19 protein-coding genes are annotated in these 20,824 nt (G+C 72.5%); 8 read left to right on the top strand and 11 right to left on the bottom strand.

Annotated features, from left to right (window positions below; all coding sequences use genetic code 11):
* Positions 1–95: 95 nt before the first annotated feature.
* A complete protein-coding gene (locus I3F54_RS24860) occupies positions 96–470 on the top strand; it encodes a F0F1 ATP synthase subunit epsilon (RefSeq protein ID WP_037680582.1) in 375 nt (124 codons plus the stop codon).
* Positions 471–618: 148 nt separating this feature from the next.
* Complete coding sequence (locus I3F54_RS24855; protein ID WP_240121135.1) at positions 619–1,065, top strand: DUF2550 domain-containing protein; 447 nt, start codon at positions 619–621, stop codon at positions 1,063–1,065.
* 160 nt (positions 1,066–1,225) lie between these two features.
* Here I3F54_RS24855 and I3F54_RS24850 read toward each other — a convergent pair whose 3' ends face one another.
* The 3 genes from I3F54_RS24850 to I3F54_RS24840 all read right to left on the bottom strand — a co-directional run bounded on the left by I3F54_RS24850 (position 1,226) and on the right by I3F54_RS24840 (position 5,340).
* The gene (locus I3F54_RS24850) at positions 1,226–3,049 is read right to left on the bottom strand and encodes a glycoside hydrolase family 18 chitinase (RefSeq protein WP_240121134.1); all 1,824 of its coding nucleotides are present in this window, start codon (positions 3,047–3,049) and stop codon (positions 1,226–1,228) included.
* Positions 3,050–3,590: 541 nt separating this feature from the next.
* Positions 3,591–4,163, bottom strand: coding sequence for a cob(I)yrinic acid a,c-diamide adenosyltransferase (locus I3F54_RS24845; protein WP_240121133.1), 573 nt, complete (start codon positions 4,161–4,163; stop codon positions 3,591–3,593).
* Positions 4,164–4,263: 100 nt separating this feature from the next.
* On the bottom strand, positions 4,264–5,340 hold the full coding sequence (locus I3F54_RS24840; protein ID WP_240121132.1) for a L,D-transpeptidase family protein: 1,077 nt from the start codon (positions 5,338–5,340) through the stop codon (positions 4,264–4,266).
* Positions 5,341–5,813: 473 nt separating this feature from the next.
* Between I3F54_RS24840 and I3F54_RS24835 the strand changes: the two genes are divergently transcribed.
* Positions 5,814–6,245, top strand: a complete 432-nt coding sequence (locus tag I3F54_RS24835; RefSeq protein ID WP_240121131.1) for a hypothetical protein — start codon at positions 5,814–5,816, stop codon at positions 6,243–6,245.
* Here the strand turns inward: I3F54_RS24835 and I3F54_RS24830 are convergent.
* The gene (locus tag I3F54_RS24830) at positions 6,203–7,465 is read right to left on the bottom strand and encodes a peptidoglycan recognition protein (protein WP_240121130.1); all 1,263 of its coding nucleotides are present in this window, start codon (positions 7,463–7,465) and stop codon (positions 6,203–6,205) included. The two genes, I3F54_RS24835 and I3F54_RS24830, sit on opposite strands and share 43 nt — an antisense overlap.
* Positions 7,466–8,272: 807 nt before the next feature.
* On the opposite strand from I3F54_RS24830, the gene I3F54_RS24825 reads away from it, so the two are divergent.
* The 3 genes from I3F54_RS24825 to I3F54_RS24815 all read left to right on the top strand — a co-directional run bounded on the left by I3F54_RS24825 (position 8,273) and on the right by I3F54_RS24815 (position 12,512).
* Positions 8,273–9,121: a 3-hydroxyacyl-CoA dehydrogenase family protein gene (locus tag I3F54_RS24825; protein ID WP_240121129.1), complete on the top strand. Its 849-nt coding sequence runs from the start codon at positions 8,273–8,275 to the stop codon at positions 9,119–9,121.
* Positions 9,122–9,298: 177 nt separating this feature from the next.
* A complete protein-coding gene (locus I3F54_RS24820; RefSeq protein WP_205385895.1) occupies positions 9,299–9,622 on the top strand; it encodes an STAS domain-containing protein in 324 nt (107 codons plus the stop codon).
* Between the two features lie 235 nt (positions 9,623–9,857).
* Positions 9,858–12,512: an ATP-binding protein gene (locus tag I3F54_RS24815; protein WP_240121159.1), complete on the top strand. Its 2,655-nt coding sequence runs from the start codon at positions 9,858–9,860 to the stop codon at positions 12,510–12,512.
* A gap of 104 nt (positions 12,513–12,616) precedes the next feature.
* Here I3F54_RS24815 and nucS read toward each other — a convergent pair whose 3' ends face one another.
* A complete protein-coding gene (gene nucS, locus I3F54_RS24810) occupies positions 12,617–13,288 on the bottom strand; it encodes an endonuclease NucS (protein ID WP_240121128.1) in 672 nt (223 codons plus the stop codon).
* A 308-nt stretch (positions 13,289–13,596) separates the two neighbouring features.
* On the opposite strand from nucS, the gene I3F54_RS24805 reads away from it, so the two are divergent.
* Complete coding sequence (locus I3F54_RS24805) at positions 13,597–13,989, top strand: SCO5389 family protein (RefSeq protein WP_240121127.1); 393 nt, start codon at positions 13,597–13,599, stop codon at positions 13,987–13,989.
* A gap of 84 nt (positions 13,990–14,073) precedes the next feature.
* Here the strand turns inward: I3F54_RS24805 and I3F54_RS24800 are convergent, their stop codons facing one another.
* Complete coding sequence (locus I3F54_RS24800) at positions 14,074–15,102, bottom strand: LLM class flavin-dependent oxidoreductase (protein ID WP_240121126.1); 1,029 nt, start codon at positions 15,100–15,102, stop codon at positions 14,074–14,076.
* A gap of 233 nt (positions 15,103–15,335) precedes the next feature.
* Here I3F54_RS24800 and I3F54_RS24795 point away from each other — a divergent pair, with 233 nt between their 5' ends.
* Positions 15,336–15,668 carry an ATP/GTP-binding protein gene (locus I3F54_RS24795; protein ID WP_240121125.1) on the top strand — a complete coding sequence of 111 codons (333 nt, stop codon included), beginning with the start codon at positions 15,336–15,338 and terminating at the stop codon, positions 15,666–15,668.
* An 11-nt stretch (positions 15,669–15,679) separates the two neighbouring features.
* Here the strand turns inward: I3F54_RS24795 and I3F54_RS24790 are convergent, their stop codons facing one another.
* The 5 genes from I3F54_RS24790 to I3F54_RS24770 form a co-directional block, all read right to left on the bottom strand.
* Positions 15,680–16,552, bottom strand: a complete 873-nt coding sequence (locus tag I3F54_RS24790) for an ABC transporter permease subunit (RefSeq protein ID WP_240121124.1) — start codon at positions 16,550–16,552, stop codon at positions 15,680–15,682.
* Positions 16,549–17,790 carry an ABC transporter ATP-binding protein gene (locus tag I3F54_RS24785; protein ID WP_240121123.1) on the bottom strand — a complete coding sequence of 414 codons (1,242 nt, stop codon included), beginning with the start codon at positions 17,788–17,790 and terminating at the stop codon, positions 16,549–16,551. Before I3F54_RS24785 ends, I3F54_RS24790 begins: the two co-directional genes overlap by 4 nt.
* 127 nt (positions 17,791–17,917) lie before the next feature.
* On the bottom strand, positions 17,918–18,688 hold the full coding sequence (locus tag I3F54_RS24780) for an ABC transporter permease (RefSeq protein WP_240121122.1): 771 nt from the start codon (positions 18,686–18,688) through the stop codon (positions 17,918–17,920).
* A 3-nt stretch (positions 18,689–18,691) separates the two neighbouring features.
* Positions 18,692–19,642, bottom strand: coding sequence for an ABC transporter ATP-binding protein (locus I3F54_RS24775; protein WP_240121121.1), 951 nt, complete (start codon positions 19,640–19,642; stop codon positions 18,692–18,694).
* A 145-nt stretch (positions 19,643–19,787) separates the two neighbouring features.
* The gene (locus I3F54_RS24770) at positions 19,788–20,726 is read right to left on the bottom strand and encodes a cellulose-binding protein (RefSeq protein ID WP_240121120.1); all 939 of its coding nucleotides are present in this window, start codon (positions 20,724–20,726) and stop codon (positions 19,788–19,790) included.
* Between the last annotated feature and the right edge of the window lie 98 nt (positions 20,727–20,824).

The raw sequence follows: 20,824 nt of genomic DNA, 5'->3' as shown, positions 1-20,824 counted from the left end.
GAGGGGGCGGGCGCGTCCCGCCCCCTCTCCCACGCCTACTAGACTTGTAACCCACACCCGGCACTCCCGCCGGGTGGTGACCCGAGGAGCCACCCTTGGCTGCTGAGCTGCACGTCGCGCTGGTCGCGGCCGACCGAGAGGTCTGGTCCGGCGAGGCCACCCTGGTCGTCGCGCGCACCACGTCCGGCGACATCGGCGTCATGCCCGGTCACCAGCCGCTGCTCGGTGTGCTGGAGTCGGGCCCGGTGACCATCCGGACGAGCGACGGCGGAACGGTCGTCGCCGCGGTGCACGGCGGTTTCGTGTCGTTCGCCGACAACAAGCTGTCGCTGCTGGCCGAGATCGCCGAGCTGTCGGACGAGATCGACGTCCAGCGCGTCGAGCGCGAGCTCGAGCGCGCGAAGGCGGAGGGCGATGCCGCCGCCGAGCGCCGCGCGGACGTACGACTGCGTGCGGCGGCGGCGCGCTGAACCGAGCGCGCGCAGGATGACCCACATCAGCCGCGGCCGGCACCGGAGCGATCCGGAGCCGGCCGCGGCTGAGGCAGATCTGGATGTTTTTTCCGTTCCATTACCTGTTCCGCAGGCTGAACCCGAGAGACGAGGAGGTCGGTAGTCGATGGTCCTCGCTCTGACCGTGTGCGGAATCGTCGTCGCCCTCGTGGTGCTGGGACTGTTCGTCTTCGGCCTGCGCCGCAGACTCATCCAGCGTTCCGGCGGCACCTTCGACTGTTCCCTGCGCTGGGACGTCCCCGAGCATCCCGACGCCGGCGGCAAGGGCTGGAGCTACGGCGTGGCCCGCTACAGCGGCGACCGTGTGGCGTGGTTCCGGGTCTTCTCCTACGCGCCCCGGCCGCGGCGGATCCTGGAGCGTTCCTCGATCGAGGTGGCCGGACGCCGCCTGCCCGAGGGCGAGGAGGAGCTCGCGCTGCTCTCGGACGCGGTGATCCTGGCCTGCCGGCACCGGGGCACCCGCCTGGAGCTGGCCATGAGCGAGGACGCGCTGACCGGTTTCCTCGCGTGGCTGGAGGCGGCCCCGCCCGGTCAGCGGGTGAACGTGGCGTAGGACCCGCGACGGGCCCGGCGCGAGCGTCCCGTCCGTGCCGCCCCGCGGGGTGGAGGAGGGGATGTCCGCACCGGGCCCTTCGCCGTCACGGTGTGCCGGTCCGGCAGGGCTCCCCCCGGACGTGGACGCCCGGGGGGAGCGTGTTCTGGCGCCGTCTGTCCTACGACAGACCGTTGCTGATCGCGTTCACGAGCTCACCGTTGCCGGTGTCACCGCTGAACTCCCAGAAGAACGCACCGCCCAGGCCCTGGTTCCTGGCCCAGGTCATCTTCGTGGCGATGGTGGCGGGGGTGTCGTAGGACCACCAGTTGCCGCCGCAGTGCGCGTACGCCGTCCCGGCGACGGTGCCGGTGACCGGGCAGGAGGACTTGAGGACCTTGTAGTCCTCGATGCCCTGCTCGTACGTGCCGGCAGCGGGGCCGGTGGCGGTGCCGCCCGGCGCGTCCTGGGTGACGCCGGTCCAGCCGCGCCCGTAGAAGCCGATGCCGATGAGGAGCTTCTTCGCGGGCACGCCGATCGCCTTGTACTTGGCCATCGCGTCGGCGGTGGTGAAGCCCGCCTTCGGGATGCCGGAGTACGCGGTGAGCGGGGAGTGCGGGGCGGTCGGGCCCTTGGCGTCCCAGGCGCCGAAGAAGTCGTACGTCATCACGTTGTACCAGTCGACGTACTGGGCGGCACCCGCGTAGTCCGCGGCCTCGATCTTGCCGCCGGCCGAGCCGTCGGCGGTGACCGCGGCGGTGACCAGGTTGTTCGAGCCGAACTTGGCCCGCAGGGCGGCCATCAGGTTCCTGAATGCGGCGTTCCCGCTGGTGTCACAGCTCAGCCCGCAGGCGTTGGGGTACTCCCAGTCGATGTCGATGCCGTCGAAGACGTCGGCCCAGCGCGGGTCCTCGACCAGGTCGTAGCAGGACTGGGCGAAGGCCGCCGGGTTCTGGGCGGCGGCGCCGAAGCCGCCGGACCAGGTCCAGCCGCCGAACGACCACAGCACCTTGAGGTGGGGGTACTCGGCCTTCAGTTCGCGCAGCTGGTTGAAGTTGCCGCGCAGCGGCTGGTCCCAGGTGTCGGCGACGCCGCTGACGGACTGGTCGGCGGTGAAGGCCTTGTCGTAGTCGGCGTAGGAGTCGCCGATGGCGCACTTGCCGTTGGTGACGTTGCCGAAGGCGTAGTTGATGTGCGTGATCTTCGCGGCCGAGCCGGACGTCACGAGGTTCTTGACGTTGTAGTTGCGGCCGTAGATGCCCCACTCGGTGAAGTAGCCGAGCTTGACGGTGTCGCCGCTGGGCGGGGGAGTGGTGCCGCCGCCGGTGGTGTGGACGGCGACCGAGCCGCTGACCGGGCCGGTCTGGTCGGCGGTGTCACGGGCCTGGACGGTGTAGGAGTAGTCCGTGCCGGCGGTGAGGCCGGAGTCGGTGTACGAGGTCGTCGTCACCGTGGCGACCTTGGTGCCGTCGCGCAGGACGTCGTAGTCCTTGATGCCGTGGTCGTCGGTGGCGGCACTCCAGCCGAGCTTCACCGAGGTGTCGGTGATGTCGGAGGCGGTCGGCGTGCCGGGGGCGGAGGGCGCGGTGTCGCCGGGGAGGGTGGTGCCGTCACAGCTTCCGCCGTTGAGCGTGCAGTGGGACGGGGAGCCGCTGCCGGCGCCGTTGAAGCCGAAGCTGACGGAGGCGCCGGGGGCGATGGAGCCGTTGTAGGACTTGTTCCTGGCGGTCCAGTGGGTGCCGGAGGAGGTGACGTCGGCGTCCCAGGCGGAGGTCACGGAGGTGCCGGAGGGGAAGTCCCACTCGACCGTCCACGAGCTGATGGTGGAGGTGCCGGTGTTCTTGACCGTCCACTGCGCGCCGAAACCGGTGCCCCAGTCCTGGGTCTTGGTGTAGGTGGCGGTGGCGTTCGTGGCGGCCTCGGCGTTGCTCGCGAGGCCGACGAGGCCGGCCAGGGGCAGCAACAGGGTCGCGAATCCGGCCGCGGCCCGGTGTCTGAAGCGCATGTGCGCCTCCTCGGGGGTGTCAGGGGCATGACTGAGCCTTCACGCCCACGGTGCCGCGAGAATAGAAAGGTCTGGACCATAGGTCAATAGGTCTGGACCACTGCTCCTGTGATGGTTCCGGATCCCCAACTCCAGTGCGAATACGGCAGCTTGCGCCCGCTGCGCAGCCCCGGCCTCCCCGGTGACCGGCTGACGTGCGCCTTCACGGTCGCCACGGCCGTGTCCGGACGCCCGGCTCCCCCTCCCGCACTCGACAGCCCCTCCCCGAGGCAGCCGGCACCGCCGCTCCCGCCGCGCGCCCGGTCCGCCGTACCGGGGTGTGCCCCGTGCCCGGCACGAGGGCCGCCGTGGCTGCGCACGGTGCCGGCGGCGGTCTCGGGCGCGCTGTTCCACGGCGAGACGGGGCACGTCCGCGACGGGGGCGTCTCGCCCCTGCGCTCCGTCCAGGCCGTGGCGGAGCGGAGCGTGGTGGTCCACGGGCTGATCGCGCCGACCCGCGTCACCCGGCCGAAGCAGGCCCTCGTCAGGGCGGCGGAACGGCTCAGCGCTCCCCGCCCGGCACCCACAGCACGTCCCCGGCGGCCTTGTTGGCGATCCGGGCCAGGATGAACAGCAGGTCCGACAGGCGGTTGAGGTACGTCGCCGTCAGCGGGTTCATGGTCTCGCCGTGGACCTCCAGCGCGGCCCAGGTGGACCGCTCGGCCCGGCGCACGACCGTGCAGGCCTGGTGCAGCAGGGCCGCGCCGGGGGTGCCGCCGGGCAGGATGAAGGAGCGCAGCTTCTCCAACTGCTCGTTGAAGCGGTCGCAGTCCGCCTCCAGCCGGTCGACGTAGAACTGCTCCACCCGCAGCGGCGGGAACTCCGGGTTCTCCACCACCGGGGTGGACAGGTCGGCGCCCACGTCGAACAGGTCGTTCTGGACCCGGGTGAGGACGGCGGAGACCTCCTCGCCGAGCCCGCCGAGGGCCAGCGCGGTTCCGATCACCGCGTTCGCCTCGTTCGCGTCGGCGTACGCGGCGATCCGCAGGTCGGTCTTGGGCACGCGGCTCATGTCGCCGAGGGCGGTGGTGCCCTTGTCGCCGGTCCGGGTGTAGATGCGCGTCAGATTGACCATGGGTTCAGCGTAGTGAGGCCGAGGGCGGTCCGGCGCGTCCGTGTGCCCACCGTCACGGCGGGCACACGGGACCCGGCCGGCCGCCGGAGGGGCGCCCGCGTCAGCCGATGGCGATGCGCGGATGCGCGCCGGGCCTGATCCAGGACATGATCCGGTCCATCGTCACGCGCGGCACCGACACACAACCGGCCGTCGCACCGCTGCCGTTGACGTGCAGGAAGATCCCGGCACCGCGGCCTGGGACGGCGGGCCACCGGTTGAAGTCGATGACCAGGGCCCTGGCGTACTGCGTGGTGTAGTTGATCAGGTGCTCGCTGCCGCGGTCGCCGGCCTCGGTGAGCGGGAAGTCGGCGCCCGCCTCACCGTGCATGGAGTTGTAGAACCTCGACTCCGGGTCCTGCACCCACCAGTCGTCCGAGGTGACCACGTGGTACGGCATCCGCGTACCGCCCGCCTCGACACCGAATCCCTCGGTGAGGGTGTACGTTCCGGACGGCGTGGTGTACGTCCCCTGCTGCCGGGTCGCACCGTCGGTGACGCCGCGGGAGCCGACGCGCCCGGCACCCGTGCCGAACTGTGCCTTCCAGCCGGAGGGGCCCTTGGCCCAGGCCGTGACGGTGGCACGGGAACCGGCGGCCCTGACGGTGATGAGCTGCGTGGCGTCACCGACCTGGACCGGGACGGGGAATCCGGGGGCGACGGCGGTGCCGCCCGATGCCGGCGATGTCACGCTCCCGGAGCCGGAGCCGGAGCCGGAGCCGGAGCCGGAGCCGGAGCCGGAGCCGGAGCCGGAGCCGGAGCCGGAGCCGGAGCCGGAGCCGGAGCCGGACGACGTCGCCGTGCTCCCGGACGCGCCGCCGCCCGTCCCCCCGTTGCCCGTGGAGCCCGGGGCGCTCGCGCTCGGTGCGGCGCTGCCACGCGGCCCGGCGGATGCCGAGGCGGAGGCGTTCGCGGAGGTGGAGACGGACGCCGAAGCGGAGCCGGACGCGCTCGCCGTGGCACTCGCCGGCGCGCTCGACGCGGCCGTGGCGCCGCCGGACCCGGCCGCCACCGGGTCGGCCTCCCCGTCGCCCCCGTACGGCCCGCAGCCGGAGGTCAGGAGGAGCACGCCGCCGGCCGCCGCCGCGACGAGCGTCCTGCGGGTGCGAACGGACAGGACGGAGGTGTGGGGCAGCACCAGGGAACCCTTCGTCGGGGTGCGGGAGTCAGGACCGGGGACGGGGCGCGACAGGCACGCGTCGCCGGGGAGGCGGCACGGCCCCGGGAGGCCGGCGTCGTCATACGACAGCGAACCCCCGCGCTGCGACCGGGAGGGCGTTCCGGGCGAACCGTCTGCGTGAGGGGCGGCGTCCCGAGGCGACCGGTTCCCCGCGGGGCGTGCACCGGGACCGGACCGGCGGCCGAAATCGCCCGAGGCGAAGGTGCGCTGGGGCGCTGTGTCCCGGACACCGGGTGCGTCACGGCGGGCGCCCCGTCGACCCGGTGCCGGCGCACGGGCGGACGAACGGACACCCCCGAAGGGTGCGCGACCGCCACCGAGCACCCCTGTGGCGAACGGCGCTTCCGGGGTGCGTGACGTTGCGGAGGCCCGGTCCGCTTGGTCAAGGGGGAGCGTCCCCAGTTCTCCCGCAGCCGACCGAAGGGGGACCCATGGGTGCAGCGGACGGGCGCCTGCCGCGCGCCGGGGAGATGCGGGCCCGTGCAGCCGGTTTCGTCGCCCACGTCACGGCCCGGAACCGGCTGCCGCTGGACTACTCCGTGCACAGCCTGCGCGTCGCCGACTTCCTCGTCGACGGTCTGCGCAAGGGCGGCGCCGATCGCGAGCGGGTCGCCGGAACCCTGCTCGGGCTCGGCGCGTACCTGGGCGAGGTCCTCGTGCGGCGGGCGGGAGCGGTCTGGGTGGACCTGGACCCCGACCAGCGCGCCCACTTCGGGCAGGCGGTCGGGGTGCGGATGCCCGACGGGCGGGTGTGGAACCCCCTCGGCAAGGTGCTCAACCTCTTCACGACGGGCGGGGCCGAGGAGTCCCTGCACCGGTTCTACCTGACCATGCCCGGACGGGCGCGCAGGGCGGTGGCCTGAGCCTCGGTCGTGCCGAGCGCGCTCTTGGCGGCGTACGGCGACGCGCCCGCCGCCGCGCGGATACCCGGCAGTGCGTCGTAGAGGGCCTGGCCGGGACAGAGCGTCGCGTAGCCGTCGCGGTGGCCGGAGACGGTGTGGAACGTGCCGCGCTCCCCGGTGTCGTAGACGCCGGTGTCGCCTCCTGCGGTGAGCGTCACCTGTGCCTGCGGGTCGACGCCGTCCAGGCCCAGTTTCCAGGCGGCGAGGCCGGCGATGGCCTCCTGGGCGGCGGCCGTCGGGATGCCGCCGTTCTCGTAGTCGCCGAGCAGGGAGACACCGGAAGAGACCCCGTTGAAGCCGTAGGTGTGGGCCCCGCGCACCCGCTTGCCCGTACCGCCCGCCCGGCCCTCGAAGACGGTGCCGCACTTGTCGACCACGAAGTTGTAGCCGATGTCGTTCCAGCCCAGTTGCTGGACGTGGTACACGAAGATCGCGCGGATGACGGCCGCGGACCCTGCGCAGGTGTAGTCGTTGCTGCCGGCGGTGTGGTGGACGAAGACGGCCCGCACCTTGTCGATGTACTGGGGCGCGTGCTTCACCAGGGACTCGTCCGCGCCCCAGCCGGACCGTGCGACGACGGCCGGGGCCTTCGGCGCGGGGTCGGTGCCGTCGGCGGACCCCGTCGGCACACCGGGTGCGGTGGGTGCGGTGGGTGCGGCGGGCATGGTGCCGGGGTCCACCAGGTCCAGGCGCAGTCCGTCGGGCAGGGTCGCCTCCCCGCCGGCGGCCGTGACGCGGGCCTCGACGGCGTCGGAGGGGCCCACCCACCGCGGATCCGAGGCGCCGCGGACGTCGGGGGCGAGGCCCTCGGGGCCCTCCGGTGCCGCGGTGTCGAAATCGAGATCGCGCCAGCCGCTCCACTCGCCCGTCGCGGTGCTGCGCGTGCGGATCTGCGCGGTGCCGTCGAAGGGCTGGGTGTGGTCCTTCCAGGTGACGCCGATCAGGGAGAAGGCGTCGGTGCCGGTGCGCGGCAGCGTGCGCCGGGAGTCTCCGGGGCCGGGGAGTTCGATCGTGTGAGCGGCCGGGGGCCGCGGCTCCCCGGTGCCCTGGGGGTGGGCGGGGGAGGCTGCGAGGGCCGTGGCGGCCAGTCCGACCGCGGCGGCGACGGCGGTGCCGACGGCCGGCCGGGCCCTGCGTCCGCCGGCGTGGGTGCGGCGGGCGCGACATCTGCTCGGGCTCATGCACGTTCCTTGTCGATCGGGGAAGGGGGCCGCTGCGAGGGGGCGGGGTCCCGGGGTCCGGGAACGCGCCGCGGCAAGCACCGACCTGCCCTCAGGTCTGCCCAGGTTGTGGACATGTGGGGATGTTCAGGGACTAAGGTCTCAAAGATGATGATCGGTTCGCGTCCGCCGGAAGGGCGACGATCGAAGGATGCGGGTGCCTGCCGGACTCGTCCGCCTTCGGCCGGACGGACCGGCCCCGCCCGGCCGGCCGGCGTCATCGGAGTCCGCCGCCGGACGCCCCTGCTCCCCGAGGCGTCCCCGCCCGGGCGGGCCGTCGGCCGCGCCTGCCCCCGGTGGGAGGCGCACGGCCCGGAAGGGGCAGGCACTGGCCCAGGGGTGCTCCGGCTCAAGGGCGCTCCGGCTCAGGGGGCTCCGCGCGGCACCCGCCAACCCTGCTCGACCACCGCCCCGTTCGACCCGGTTCGCCCGGACTGTCGTCGCGTCACGCACTCCGGCGGACCTGACCGACCCTCAAGGGGCCCCCTGCGGGCCGGGCACGGCCCCGTGCGGCGCCCCGAGTCCGCCACGGCCGGCACGGGCGCCCGCCCGCAGCGTGGACGCGGCCGTCCGGAAGGCCCCGCCGCTCCGTGAGTCCGTACGGCGGGAGTTGACGTGACCGGCATCTCACCCGCTGAGACGTGAAACGCGTTACTAACGTCGCCGCAGGGCCCCTCACGGCCGCTAGGGTCCGCCCGAGAGCGCAGAGCGACCGCGGGTCGGCGCGCTCCCTCCTTCGTTCAGCAGTCGTCCAGCAGGGGAGTGGAAGTGGCACGGAAGCTCGCCGTCATCGGCGCCGGTCTCATGGGTTCCGGCATCGCCCAGGTGTCCGCGCAGGCGGGCTGGGACGTCGTCCTGCGCGATGTCACCGACGAGGCGCTGCGGCGCGGCACCGACGGCATCAAGGCGTCGTACGACAAGTTCGTGAACAAGGGCAGGCTGGCGGCGGAGGACGCCGAGGCGGCCCTCGGCCGCATCACCGCCACCACGGATCTGGAGGCCGCGGCCGACGCGGACGTCGTCGTCGAGGCCGTCTTCGAGAGGCTCGACGTCAAGCACGAGATCTTCCGCGCGCTCGACAAGCTCGTGAAGGACGACGCCGTCCTCGCCTCCAACACCTCCGCCATCCCCATCACCAAGATCGCGGCGGTCACCGGGCGTCCCGAGCGGGTCGTCGGCGTGCACTTCTTCTCGCCGGTGCCGATGATGCAGCTCGTCGAGCTCGTCCGCGGCCACAAGACCAGTGACGAAACCCTCGCCGCCGCCCGCGAGTTCGCCGAGTCCGTCGGCAAGACCTGCATCGTCGTCAACCGAGACGTCGCGGGCTTCGTGACGACCCGTCTCATCTCCGCCCTCGTCGTCGAGGCCACCAAGCTGTACGAGTCGGGCGTCGCGACCGCCGAGGACATCGACCTCGCCTGCAAGCTGGGCTTCGGCCACGCCATGGGGCCGCTGTCCACCGCCGACCTCACGGGCGTCGACATCCTGCTGCACGCCACCGGCAACATCTACACCGAGACCCAGGACGAGAAGTTCGCCCCGCCCGAGCTGATGCGCCGGATGGTTGACGCCGGTGACATCGGACGCAAGAGCGGGCAGGGCTTCTACACGTACTGATCCGCCGCGGCACCGGGTCCTGACCGGGGACCGAACGGGCACCCGCCACCGCAGATCACCCTTCGGGGTGAATTCGGTATCGGTTCGCTCACAGGCAGCAACCCGACTGCCGTCGATGCAGTCAGACGTTGCACAGCCACCGTCATGGAGTACGCCACGCACTCTCGGGGAGCGCATATGCACATCAGGGGCGACCACGCCGAGCTGGTCGTCGGGGGCCGCCTCGACGTCCGCAGCGCGGCGGACGCCCGTACGGTCCTGCACTCGGCCGTCGACGACGGAGTCGGCGACCTGGTGCTGGACCTGTCCGAACTGGACTCCTGGGACGCCACCGGACTCGGGGTGATCATGGGCGTCCACCGGCGGGCCGGCCGCTGCGGACGGCGCCTCGTGCTGCGCGGCGTGCCCCCGCAGATGCAGCGGCTGCTGGTGGCGACCCGGCTGCACCGCATCCTGGCGATCGAAGGCGGCCTCGCCGTGGAGTCCCTCCCCCGCGTGTGACGGCGCACTCCGGCCGGCTTCCGGCGAAACGTGCCACGCGCCCAATCCTCACGAGACCGTGATGTCCCGGACGGCGCGGTACCCCGGGCTGTCGTGGATACTGAGCGAAGGTTTACGGTTCGACTGCCCGCCGCCCGTAACCCTCGAACGGGCACCGGACCAGAAGCGACAGCGCAGTGTGCAGCAAGGCCGGGAGGGGCTACCGCCACACGACGCTTTTGGGGGCTTGAGACCTATGGACCCGAACAACCGGGGACCCGAGGAGCACGGCCATGACGCCCGGGACGCCTCCCGGTCCGGCGACCTCGAGACCGGGGCAGGCCACTCGTCGCGCCCGCGCCCGGCCAGGGACCCCCTCGCACCCGACTTCGCTCCCCACACGACACCCGTACCGGCCCGCACGGTGCAGCTCGTCTCCGGCGACTTCCAGCTCACCGTCAACCCCGTCGACGGCAGCGAGATAGAGCAGTCCCCGCAGCGGAGCGCCGTGCCGGCCGGTCCCGGCCGGGAGTACGGGAGCGAGCGGTCCGGCCGCCCCGAGAAGCTCACACCGGCGCAGCGAACCGAGTCCGCCCGGGCCGCCAGGCCGCCGGCGCCGGCCGGTCCCACCCGGCCCGTGCTCGGGCTGATCGGCCGCCAGGACGAGCGGGAGCAGCTGGTGCGGCTGCTCGCGCGGGGACGTTCGGTCCGCCTCACCGGCCCGGGCGGCTCCGGCCGCACCAGCCTCCTCGAACTCGTCGCCGAGGACTGCGCCGACCTCGCCCCCGACGGCGTCGTCCGCCTCAGCGGCTTCCACCGCACCGCGAGCGAGCTGCTGCACGACCTCTTCCACGCCGTGCACCGCGCGCCCCGGTACCGTCCGGACCGGGACGAACTGCTCGCCTGTGTGAGCGAGATCGGGGCGGTCGTCGTCGTCGACGACATCGAGCTGGGCGGCAGCGCGCTGGAGGAGTTGCTGGACGCCACCCCCGAGTGCGCCTTCCTGATCTCCGCGACCCCCGACGTCCCCGCCCCGTCGGCCGACTGCGACGTGGAGGAGGTCACCCTCGGCGGCCTCGACCGCGCCGGCGGCATCGAACTCATCGAGCGCTCCCTCGACCGCGTCCTCACCGAGGACGAGTCCAACTGGGCGGGCGACCTGTGGTTCGAGTCCGAGGGACTGCCGCTGCGCTTCGTCCAGGCCGGAGCCCTGCTGCGGCAGCGCGACCGGCTGCGCGCGGGAGCCGCCGCCGTCGACGAGTTCGGCGTCTTCGAGGACGACCCGCCCACCGACGAGCCCGTCCTGGCCGCCGGCGACGAGGACATACCCCTGCCCTCCCTCGGGGAGGCCGCCGCCCCCGCGCCGCTGCTCGCCTCCCGGCTGAGCTCCTCCGCCCGCGCCACCCTGCGGATCGCCGTCGCCCTCGGCGGCGAGCTGCCCCACCAGGCGCACCTGCCCGCGCTGATCGGCGACACCCACGCCGACGCCGCCCTCGGCGAACTCGCCGACTGCGGACTGGTCTCACCCGTCGGGCCCCGCTACCGGCTCGCCGCCGGTGTGCTGACCCAGCTGGAGGCCGCCGACTACGCCGACGACGTCGAGGTACGCGCCGGCAACGCGGCCCGGCACTACGCCTGGTGGACCGGGCACCCCTCGGTCACCCCCGAGCGGGTGTGCGCCGAGGCCGACGCCGTACTCGCCGCGCTGAGTGTCCTGGTGCCGCTCACCACCCCGTCGAGCGAGGACACCGGGGAGGACGGGGAGCGGCAGAGCCTCGCCGTACGGCTGGCCCGCACCGCCGCGCCCGCCTTCGCCGCCGGACTGCACTGGGGTGCCTGGGAGCGCGCGTTGCGCTCCGGCGCCGAGGCCTCCCGGCTCGCCGGCGAGGTCGCCGAACAGGCCTACTTCCACCACGAGCTGGGCATCCTCGCGCTCTGCGGTGGACAGCTCGACCGGGCCCGCGCCGAACTGGAGGCCTCCATCGGCCTGCGCCGCGCCCTCTCCGACAAGCGCGGCACCGTCTCCGGCCGCCGCGCCCTCGCCCTGGTCGCCGATCGGGCGGGCGACCTGCCCGGCCTGCCGGCCGGGGGCACGGCCGGCCCGACGGCCGGCGAGGAGGTGCCCGACGCCCGGCGCGACGAGTCGGCCTCACCGCCCGGCGGCGTTCCCGTGGCCCTGCCGCGTCCGAGGACCGACGCCCCCACCCTGGTCACGCACCAGGTCCCCGGCTCCTTCCCGAGGCCCAGGGACGGGGGCGGCATCCGTGGGCTGGCCCGGCGCAACCTCGTGGCCGCCGGTGCGGGCGCCCTGCTCGTCGCCGTACTCGGCACGGTGGTGACGCTCGGCGCGACCTCCAGCAACGACGCGACCACCCCCTCCGAGCAGGTCGGCGTCAACCCGTCGGCCAGCCAGGGCCTGGACGGCGGCAGCCTCGGCGCCGACATCCCGCAGGACGACGGCGAGGACGGTGACACCGGCTCCGCCACCGCCCGCTCCGCCGACCCGGGCCCCGACGGCACGCCGGGCACGTCCGACGACCCGACGCCCAGCAGCACCGGCAAGCCGGCGGCCCGGCCCAGCGGGACGCCGGGAGCCGGCGGCGGCTCCTCCGCCTCGCCGTCGCCGTCGCCGTCCCCGTCGACGTCGGGGTCGGCGACGAACAGCCCGTCCACCACGCCGTCCCCGACGGGGGCGTCGACGTCGCCGACGGCCTCGACCGGGACGAGCGCGTCGCCCTCGCCGACGGCGAGCGGGGCGAGCCCGACCGCCTCCCCGAGCAGCGCCCCGGACACCACGGACACCGCGAGCGGCCTGCCCGCCTCCTCCTCCCCGGCACAGCCGGCCGACTCGGCGAGCGCCCCGCAGACCGGTGAGGCGGGGAGCCCGAGCAACTCCGAGCCGGTGATCTGACACCCCCGCGGAGCACGAGAAGGCCGGGTCCGCCTCCGCGGACCCGGCCCTGTGCTCCGGGGGACTCCGTACCGCACCGCGGGAGGGCGGGACGAACCGCCGGCTCAGAACAGGCGCAGTTTGTCGTCCTCGATGCCCCGCAGCGCGTCGTAGTCCAGGACCTGGCAGCCGATGCCGCGGTCGGTGGCCAGGACGCGGGCCTGCGGCTTGATCTCCTGCGCGGCGAAGACGCCCCGCACCGGTGCCAGATGAGGGTCGCGGTTGAGCAGCTCCAGGTAGCGGGTGAGCTGCTCCACGCCGTCGATCTCACCGCGCCGCTTGATCTCCACGGCGACGGTCCGCCCCTCGGCGTCCCGGCACAGGATGTCGACCGGGCCGATCGCGGTCATGTATTCGCGGCGGATCAGGGTGTAGCCCTCGCCGAGCGTCTCGATGCGGTCGGCGAGCAGTTCCTGGAGGTGCGCCTCCACGCCGTCCTTGATCAGGCCGGGGTCGACGCCGAGTTCGTGGCTGGAGTCGTGGAGGATCTCCTCCATCGTGATGATGAGCTTCTCGCCCGCCTTGTTGACGACGGTCCAGACGTCCGCCTCCTCGCCGGAGCCCTCCTTGAGCGTGCACGGCGGCGACATCCAGTTCAGGGGCTTGTAGGCCCGGTCGTCCGCGTGGACGGAGACGCTGCCGTCCGCCTTCACCAGGATCAGACGGGGGGCGGAGGGGAGGTGGGCGGTGAGCCGGCCCGCGTAGTCGACGGAGCACCGGGCGATGACGAGACGCATGGTCGGCAACGCTACTCGAAGGGCCCGCCGTCACGCGATTTCTCCCGCTCGCCGCCCGCCACCGCCTCGGGCGGAGGTTCTGTGGGCCGTCCCGTTGATCCTGGAAAGCGCGCGTTCCGGCATGGCCGATTGTATGCACAACAGGAAGTCTCTTTGTCGGCATTCTCCTGGTGCCGTCACGGTCTGTTGCCTACCGTAGGAACGGGAGGTCGCGATGCATGCACTCAGCGTGTCCGGTGTCTGCGCATGGCGAACTCCCTTTCCCTGTCCGGCAACCCCTGCTGTGCGGGGGTGCGAGAGGAGAACCCATGTCGCTCGACGTCTCACCGGCCCTACTCGAACAGGCCGAGCGAGGCGAGGTCGACGAAGCTGACTTCGTCGACTGCGTCCGGACCTCCCTGCCCTATGCGTGGGAGATGATCAGCTCCCTGGTGGCACAGCTGAAGGTGGACGGCGGTGAGTTCGCCGACAACCAGACGCCCCCGCCGGACGAGCAGGCGCGCGGTCAGTTGTTGCGCGCGCTCGCGAGTGACGCGATCCGCGGTGCGCTCCAGCGGCACTTCGGTGTGCGGCTGGCTTTCCAGAACTGCCACCGCGTGGCGGTGTTCCCGCTGGACGGTTCGGTCGACGGGACACTGGCACGCTTCACCTCGGTCCGCAGCCAGCTGCTCAACCAGTCTCCGGAACTCCGGGACTGCTGAGCAGCGAGCCGCATGCTTGCCGCTCCATACGCGGGAGGTGCAATCAGTACTGGAGCGGCAAGCTCCCCGCGCGGCGGGGGGTGTTCAACTCAGGTGCGGCAGGACCTCGGCGCCCAGGCGCCGCACGTTCTCCTCCGTCGCCGCGAGGTCTCCCGAGCCCTCCACCAGGAGGGCGAAGCGGGAGATGCCGGTGCGTTCGCTCGTCGCCGCCAGGCGATCGGCGCACAGCCGCGGGGTGCCCACCGGGTGCAACCCGCAGAGCAACTCGGTGTACGCCAGCGGGTCGCGCATCTGCCGGGCGCGGCCGTCGACCGTGACATGCGCGTTGAGCCCCTGTTTCAGCCAACCCGGCATTGCCTTCGTCAAAGTCTCCACGGCGTCCGTACGCCGGTCTGCGATCTGGCAGACACCCGCGGAGACGTGCGCCGCCGCGCGGATGTCCTCCTCCGTGCGCCCGGCCTCACGCGAGCACTGGCACCACAGGGCGAGCATCTCCGCCTTCTCCTCGTCCCCGACGTGCATCCCGAGCAGCATCGGCAGCCCCCGTTCCGCGGCCAGCCGCACACTCGCCGGGGACGTGCACGCCAGGACCAGCTCCGGACCCGCGGTGTCCGTCAGCGACTCCGACGGGCGCGGCACGACGGGGACCTCCCGGAAGCGGAACCGCTCGCCGTCGGCCCCCACCGACGGTTCACCGAGCCAGCGCATCAGCAGATCGAGTGATTCGGCGAACCCCTCCTCGTACGCGGACAGGCCCGTACCGAACACCTCCAGGTCCACCCACGGCCCGCCGCGTCCGACGCCGAGCGAGAACCGTCCGCCGCTCGTCAGATGCAGCAGGGCCGCCTGCTCGCCGACCGCGACCGGATGCTGCGCAGGCAGTACGGACACCGCCGTGCCGACCCGGATGCGCCGGGTCCGGCCCAGCAGCAGGGCGGCCAGGGTGATCGCCGACGGGCAGGTGCCGTACGGCACGAAATGGTGCTCGGCCAGCCAGACCGCGTCCAGCCCGGCCTCCTCGGCGACCTCGGCGGAGCGGACCGCGCGGTGCAGCGCCTCCCCGTGGCCCTGGCCGGGGAACTGGGCCGCCAACACGAAACTTCCCACACGCATGTGCTTTTCCTGCTTCCTGGCTCCGACACGGAGCTCCCCCACCCGGCATAACCGTCCGACACGTGCCGAGGACACGGCCTGACGGAGTAATTTGCCGATTGTCTGGAGAATGCTCCGGGAACGGACGGACCCGGAGGGGGACTTGTGAGGTTTGGTCCCCTACGCGTACCCGGTGCCGGGCCGCGTACGCTGGATACGACCCCTGCTCCCCGCTCAGTTCCGTGAGGTGTTCCGTGTCCCCGCGCCGCAACCGTCCCAAGGGCTCCGACGGATCGGGCCGGAGCGCCGAGGAGGACCGCTCCGGCCGTTACGGGGGCTGGCAGTCGTCCGTGCAGTGGCAGGGCGAGGAATGGAGCGTGCGGCACGTGGCCGGCGCGAGCGCCCAGGGCAAGTCCTACCGGTGCCCCGGCTGCGACCAGATGATTCCGGACGGCGTCCCGCACGTCGTGGCCTGGCCCGAGCACGCCGGCGTCGACGACCGCCGGCACTGGCACAAGGCGTGCTGGAACGCACGGGACCGCCGCACCACGCGGGTGCAGCGGTCCCGTCAGGCCCCCAGGTTCTAGGGCGTACTCCCTCAGACGTCCCGCTTCTGCAGCAGCGCGTAGGCACCGGCGAAGGCCACCGCCGTCACCCCGAGGGCGATCCACAGCGGGTCCCAGCCGGACGGGCCGGACTGGGTGAGCGAGTTGGAGTAGAAGACGCTCAGCTGGTTCGGGATCGAGTACTCGAACAGCGCCTGGCGCAGGTCCGACAGCGACTCCGAGAACATGAACAGCGCGATCACCAGCGGCGCCAGTACCAGGCCGATCATGATGGTGATGGCGCCGGCGGAGTGCCGGATGATCGAGCCGACGACGAGCGAGAGCAGCCCCAGCAGCGCGATGTACAGGGACACCCCGACCGTGCCCTTGAACCACTCCGCGCCGGACGGCTCCCGGGCGCCGTCGAGCATGCCCACCTGGGCGACGGCGACGAGCGACGCGGACACCAGCGTCACCACGAAGGCCACCACGAAGAACACGATCGCCTTCGCGGCGAGCACCCGCCCGCGCGACGGGCAGGCCACCATCGTGGTCCGGATCATGCCGGTGCCGTACTCCGAGGCCGTGGTCAGCACGCCGAGCGTGATGATGCACATGCTGCCCAGCAGCAGCCCGAAGAAGCCGAACGACAGCGGGTTCTCGCCGTTCAGATCGCCGTCGGAGGCGTTGGCGGCGATCGCCGCGCCGGCCAGCAGCCCGATCCCGACGACCAGCAGCACGAACACCCCCAGCGTCCACATCGTGGAGCGCACCGAACGGATCTTCGTCCACTCGGAGGCGAGGGCGTGCCCGAGGTGCGTGCGCACCACGGGGATCGGCGAGGTGTAGCCGGGGTGCGACGATCCGGCCGCCGCCTGCCAGTTCGGCGGCGCGGCCTGCGGCATGGGGGACTGGGGCGTGCTCATCGGGCGTCCTCGGGCTTCGGTTCGGCGTCGGGCTGCGGGGCGGCTTCGCCCTGGGGGGCGGGGGCGGTTCCCGCCGGCGGGACCGCCGGAGCGGGCCCGGCCGGCTGCTGCGGGGCCGCCGGGGCCTGCTGCGCGTACGGGTTCGGCTGCACCGCGGGCGCGCCGGCCGGAGCGCCGTAGGGGCCCTGCGGCCCGGTGAACGGCTGCCCGCCGCCCTGCGGCGGCGGCGGCGCGTACCAGTCGGGCTGGCCCTGACCCGGAACCGGCATCGGCGGCTGGACGCCGGGCGGCAGCGGCTGCTGGAGACCGGCCTTCTCGTCGATCGTCGAGCGGTAGTCGACGGCGCCCTGCGTCATCCGCATGTACGCCTCCTCCAGCGAGGCCTGGTGCGGGGACAGCTCCCACAGCCGGACGCCGGCGTCGTGCGCGATGTCGGAGATGCGGGGCAGCGGCAGACCCGTGATGCGCAGCGCGCCGTCCTGCTCCGGCAGCACCCGGCCGCCCGCCTCGGTCAGCGCGGACGACAGCTTCTCCCGCAGCTGCGGCTCGCTGTCCGGCGTGCGCACGCGCGCGAAGTCCGCGGAGTTGGCGGAGATGAAGTCCGTGATGCTCATGTCCGCCAGCAGCTGCCCGCGGCCGATGACGATCAGATGGTCGGCGGTGAGGGCCATCTCGCTCATCAGGTGCGAGGAGACGAAGACGGTACGCCCCTCCGCCGCCAGCGCCTTCATCAGGTTCCGCACCCAGAGGATGCCCTCGGGGTCGAGGCCGTTGACCGGCTCGTCGAACAGCAGCACCTGAGGGTCGCCGAGCAGTGCGGCGGCGATGCCCAGGCGCTGCCCCATGCCGAGGGAGAAGCCCTTGGACCGCTTCTTCGCCACATCCTGCAGGCCGACCACGCCGAGCACCTCGTCCACCCGGCGGGCCGGGATGCCCGAGAGCTGCGCCAGGCTCAGCAGGTGGTTGCGCGCGGACCGGCCGCCGTGCACGGCCTTGGCGTCCAGCAGGGCCCCGACCTGGCGGGCGGCGTTCGGCAGCCGCCGGTAGGGATGGCCGCCGATCGTCACCGTCCCCGCGGTCGGATTGTCGAGGCCCAGGATCATCCGCATGGTCGTCGACTTGCCCGAGCCGTTGGGGCCCAGGAAGCCGGTGACCGCACCGGGCCGCACCTGGAAGGACAGGTTGTACACAGCGGTCTTGTCGCCGTAGCGCTTGGTCAGGCCGACTGCTTCGATCATGCTCCGCACCCATCGGAAGGATCAGGACAGCGGGGCACACGCCCCCGTAAGGGTTAGGAGGATATCCAGAGGCTGACGGTTCCACCCAAGAGGAGGTAAAAACGTGATCCGGCCGATCCCGGCCGTCTCACGCGTCCCGCCGCTTCAGCAGCGCGTAGCCGCCGCCGAGCGCTGCGATCACCCACAGCGCCATGATGCCCAGCCCGCCCCACGGACCGTAGGGGGTGTCGTCGCCGCCGGGGGTGACCACCTGCATGATCCGGCTGCCGGCCTGGTCGGGCAGGAAGCGGCCGACCTTCTTGGTGGCGTCGACGTTGCCCAGGATGTTGGAGATCAGGAAGAAGAACGGCATGAGGATGCCGAGACTGAGCATGGGGGAGCGCAGCATCGCGGCCACGCCCATGGAGAACACCGCGATCAGCGTCATGTAGAGGCCGCCGCCGACGACCGCGCGCAGCACCCCGGTGTCGCCCAGGTGCGCCCGGTGCTCCCCGAGCATGGCCTGGCCGAGGAAGAACGCGGCGAAACTGGTCGCCATGCCGACGACGAGGGCGAGGCCCGTGGCCACCGCCACCTTGCTGAACAGGAAGGTGCCGCGCTGGGGGACGGCGGCCAGGGAGGTGCGGATCATGCCCGAGCTGTACTCGTTCGAGACGACGAGCACTCCGAACACGATCATCGCGAGCTGGCCGAGGCTCATCCCGGCGAAGCTGATGAAGGTCGGGTCGAAGTCGGACCGGTCCTGCGCGCTCAGCTTGTCGAACTCGTTCGCCGACAGCGCCGAGATCAGCATGCTCAGGGCCAGCGTCACCACGACGGCCAGCGACAGCGTCCACACCGTGGACGCCACCGACCGGATCTTGGTCCACTCGGAACGGATGACCTGGGTCGCCGCCACGGCTCAGTCCCCCTTCTGCCAGTCGGCGCCCCACGGCCGGGCCGGGGCGTCGGTGTGCGCGTGGTATTCGACCGACCCCGCGGTCAGCTGCATGAACGCCTCTTCCAGGGAGGCCTGCTGCGGGCTCAGCTCGTGCAGCACGATGTGGTGCTGGGCCGCCAGCTCACCGATCTGCTCGGGCTTGCCCCCGTCGATCTCCAGCACCCCGCTGCCGCTCTCGACGACCGTGAGACCGGCCTCGTGCAGCACGTCCAGCAGCCGCTCGCGCTGCGGGGTGCGGACACGCACGTAGGACCGCGAGTTCTGGGCGATGAACCCGGCCATGGAGGTGTCGGCCAGCAGCCTGCCCTGGCCGATGACGATGAGGTGGTCGGCGGTGAGGGCCATCTCGCTCATCAGGTGCGAGGAGACGAAGACGGTACGGCCCTGCGCGGCGAGCGACTTCATCAGATGACGGATCCAGTGGATGCCCTCGGGGTCGAGGCCGTTGACCGGCTCGTCGAACATCAGGATCTGCGGGTCGCCCAGGAGCGCGGCGGCGATGCCGAGCCGCTGCCCCATGCCGTACGAGAACCCCTTGGCCTTCTTCCGGGCGACCGCGGTGAGTCCGACGGCGTCCAGCACCTCGTGCACCCGGCGGGCCGGAATGCCGTTGCTCTGCGCGAGGCACAGCAGATGGTTGTAGGCGCTGCGCCCTCCGTGCACCGCCTTGGCGTCCAGCAGGGCCCCGATGTACTTCAGCGGGTCCGTCAGACGGTCGTAGTGCCTGCCGTCGATCCGCACGTCGCCGGCGGTGGGCCGGTCCAGCCCCAGCATCATCCGCATCGTCGTGGACTTGCCCGCGCCGTTGGGGCCCAGGAAGCCCGTGACGACGCCCGGTCTGACGGTGAAGGTGAGGTCGTCGACCGCGAGTTTCTCGCCGTACCGCTTGGTCAGCCCCTCCAGCTCGATCATGCAGGCCACGCTAGAACGCACCGAAGCCCTCTGCCACCGGTGGGCAGAGGGCTTCGTGCGTTGTTCGTCCGAAACACCCCGGTGATGCACCGGAGGTTCGGTGCGCGCCGGATGCCCGGCATGACGGGCATCCGGACTTCCGGACCTACCGGGACTGCTGCGCCGGAACCCCGCGGGAGACCGGCTCTTCGTCCGTGGCCGGCGCGCCCGCGGCGGCCACCGCGGCGCCCGTGAGCGTGGCGAGCATCTCGCGGACGTTCGTCAGCTGGGCGTTGATGGAGTCGCGGCGGTTCGTCAGGGCGGCCAGCTCGCGCTCGGATTCCGAGCGGATACGGTCGGCCTTGGCGTTGGCGTCGGCCACGATGTCCTCGGCCTGGCGCTGGGCCGTCTCCACCGTCTGGCGGGCCCGGCGCTCGGCGTCGGTGCGCAGCTTCTCGGCCTCGAGCCGCAGCTGCTCCGCGCGGTGCTCGATCTCGGCGAGGCGCTTCTCGGCCTTGGCCTGCCGGGAGGCGAGGTCGCGCTCGGACTGCTCGCGGCGCTTGGCCAGGTTCGTCTCGAAGTCGGCGGCGGCCTGGGCGGCCTTGGCGCGGGTCTCCTCGAAGAGCGCGTCGGCCTCCTCCCGCTTGGACTGCGCGTCCTTCTGCGCCTCGGCGCGCAACTGGGAGGCGTCGCTCTTGGCCTTCTCGACGATGCGGACGCCCTCGTCCTCGGCCTTGGCCTTGCGGTCCGCGGCGAACGACTCGGCGTCGTTGCGCACCTGCTGGGCCGCCGACTCGGCGAGCTCGCGGTGCTGCTCGGCCGCGCGGCGCGCCTCCTCGCGCAGATCCTTGGCCTCTTCCTCGGCCAGGCGCAGAATCTTCTCGACGCGAGCGCCGAGGCCGGCGTAGGACGGCTCGGCGTCGGTGACCGCCGCCTGCGCGTTCTGCGTCTCGAGGTGCAGCTCCTCGATGCGCTTTTCCAGAGCGGTGATGCGGGCGAGAGCGCTGTCACGGTCGGAGACGAGCTTGGAGATCCGTTCGTCCACCTGAGCGCGGTCGTACCCACGCCGCACAAGCTCGAAGCCGTAGGGGGAAGTGTCGCTCATGGGGTTCCTGTCGAAAGAGACCGGTGAGGTGATAGGTGGAATCCTAGGCGCCGAAGCGGTGTGTCATCGAGCGGATGCGTGTTTGATCTGGAGAATGA

Origin of the sequence: Streptomyces sp. MUM 2J (assembly GCF_022414535.1) — a bacterium.
In the GTDB taxonomy this organism is placed as follows: domain Bacteria; phylum Actinomycetota; class Actinomycetes; order Streptomycetales; family Streptomycetaceae; genus Streptomyces.
Note: the sequence above shows the minus strand (reverse complement) of the source record. Positions and strands in the feature narration are given on the sequence as shown.

Excerpts from the sequence above, each read along its gene's own strand:
- I3F54_RS24785 (WP_240121123.1), bottom strand. The coding sequence starts at position 17,790 with ATGATCGAAGCAGTCGGCCTGACCAAGCGCTACGGCGACAAGACCGCT.
- I3F54_RS24855 (WP_240121135.1), top strand. The coding sequence starts at position 619 with ATGGTCCTCGCTCTGACCGTGTGCGGAATCGTCGTCGCCCTCGTGGTG.
- I3F54_RS24835 (WP_240121131.1), top strand. The coding sequence starts at position 5,814 with ATGGGTGCAGCGGACGGGCGCCTGCCGCGCGCCGGGGAGATGCGGGCC.
- I3F54_RS24830 (WP_240121130.1), bottom strand. The coding sequence starts at position 7,465 with ATGAGCCCGAGCAGATGTCGCGCCCGCCGCACCCACGCCGGCGGACGC.
- I3F54_RS24815 (WP_240121159.1), top strand. The coding sequence starts at position 9,858 with ATGGACCCGAACAACCGGGGACCCGAGGAGCACGGCCATGACGCCCGG.
- I3F54_RS24790 (WP_240121124.1), bottom strand. The coding sequence starts at position 16,552 with ATGAGCACGCCCCAGTCCCCCATGCCGCAGGCCGCGCCGCCGAACTGG.
- I3F54_RS24805 (WP_240121127.1), top strand. The coding sequence starts at position 13,597 with ATGTCGCTCGACGTCTCACCGGCCCTACTCGAACAGGCCGAGCGAGGC.
- I3F54_RS24820 (WP_205385895.1), top strand. The coding sequence starts at position 9,299 with ATGCACATCAGGGGCGACCACGCCGAGCTGGTCGTCGGGGGCCGCCTC.
- I3F54_RS24845 (WP_240121133.1), bottom strand. The coding sequence starts at position 4,163 with ATGGTCAATCTGACGCGCATCTACACCCGGACCGGCGACAAGGGCACC.
- I3F54_RS24800 (WP_240121126.1), bottom strand. The coding sequence starts at position 15,102 with ATGCGTGTGGGAAGTTTCGTGTTGGCGGCCCAGTTCCCCGGCCAGGGC.
- I3F54_RS24850 (WP_240121134.1), bottom strand. The coding sequence starts at position 3,049 with ATGCGCTTCAGACACCGGGCCGCGGCCGGATTCGCGACCCTGTTGCTG.
- I3F54_RS24770 (WP_240121120.1), bottom strand. The coding sequence starts at position 20,726 with ATGAGCGACACTTCCCCCTACGGCTTCGAGCTTGTGCGGCGTGGGTAC.
- I3F54_RS24775 (WP_240121121.1), bottom strand. The coding sequence starts at position 19,642 with ATGATCGAGCTGGAGGGGCTGACCAAGCGGTACGGCGAGAAACTCGCG.
- nucS (WP_240121128.1), bottom strand. The coding sequence starts at position 13,288 with ATGCGTCTCGTCATCGCCCGGTGCTCCGTCGACTACGCGGGCCGGCTC.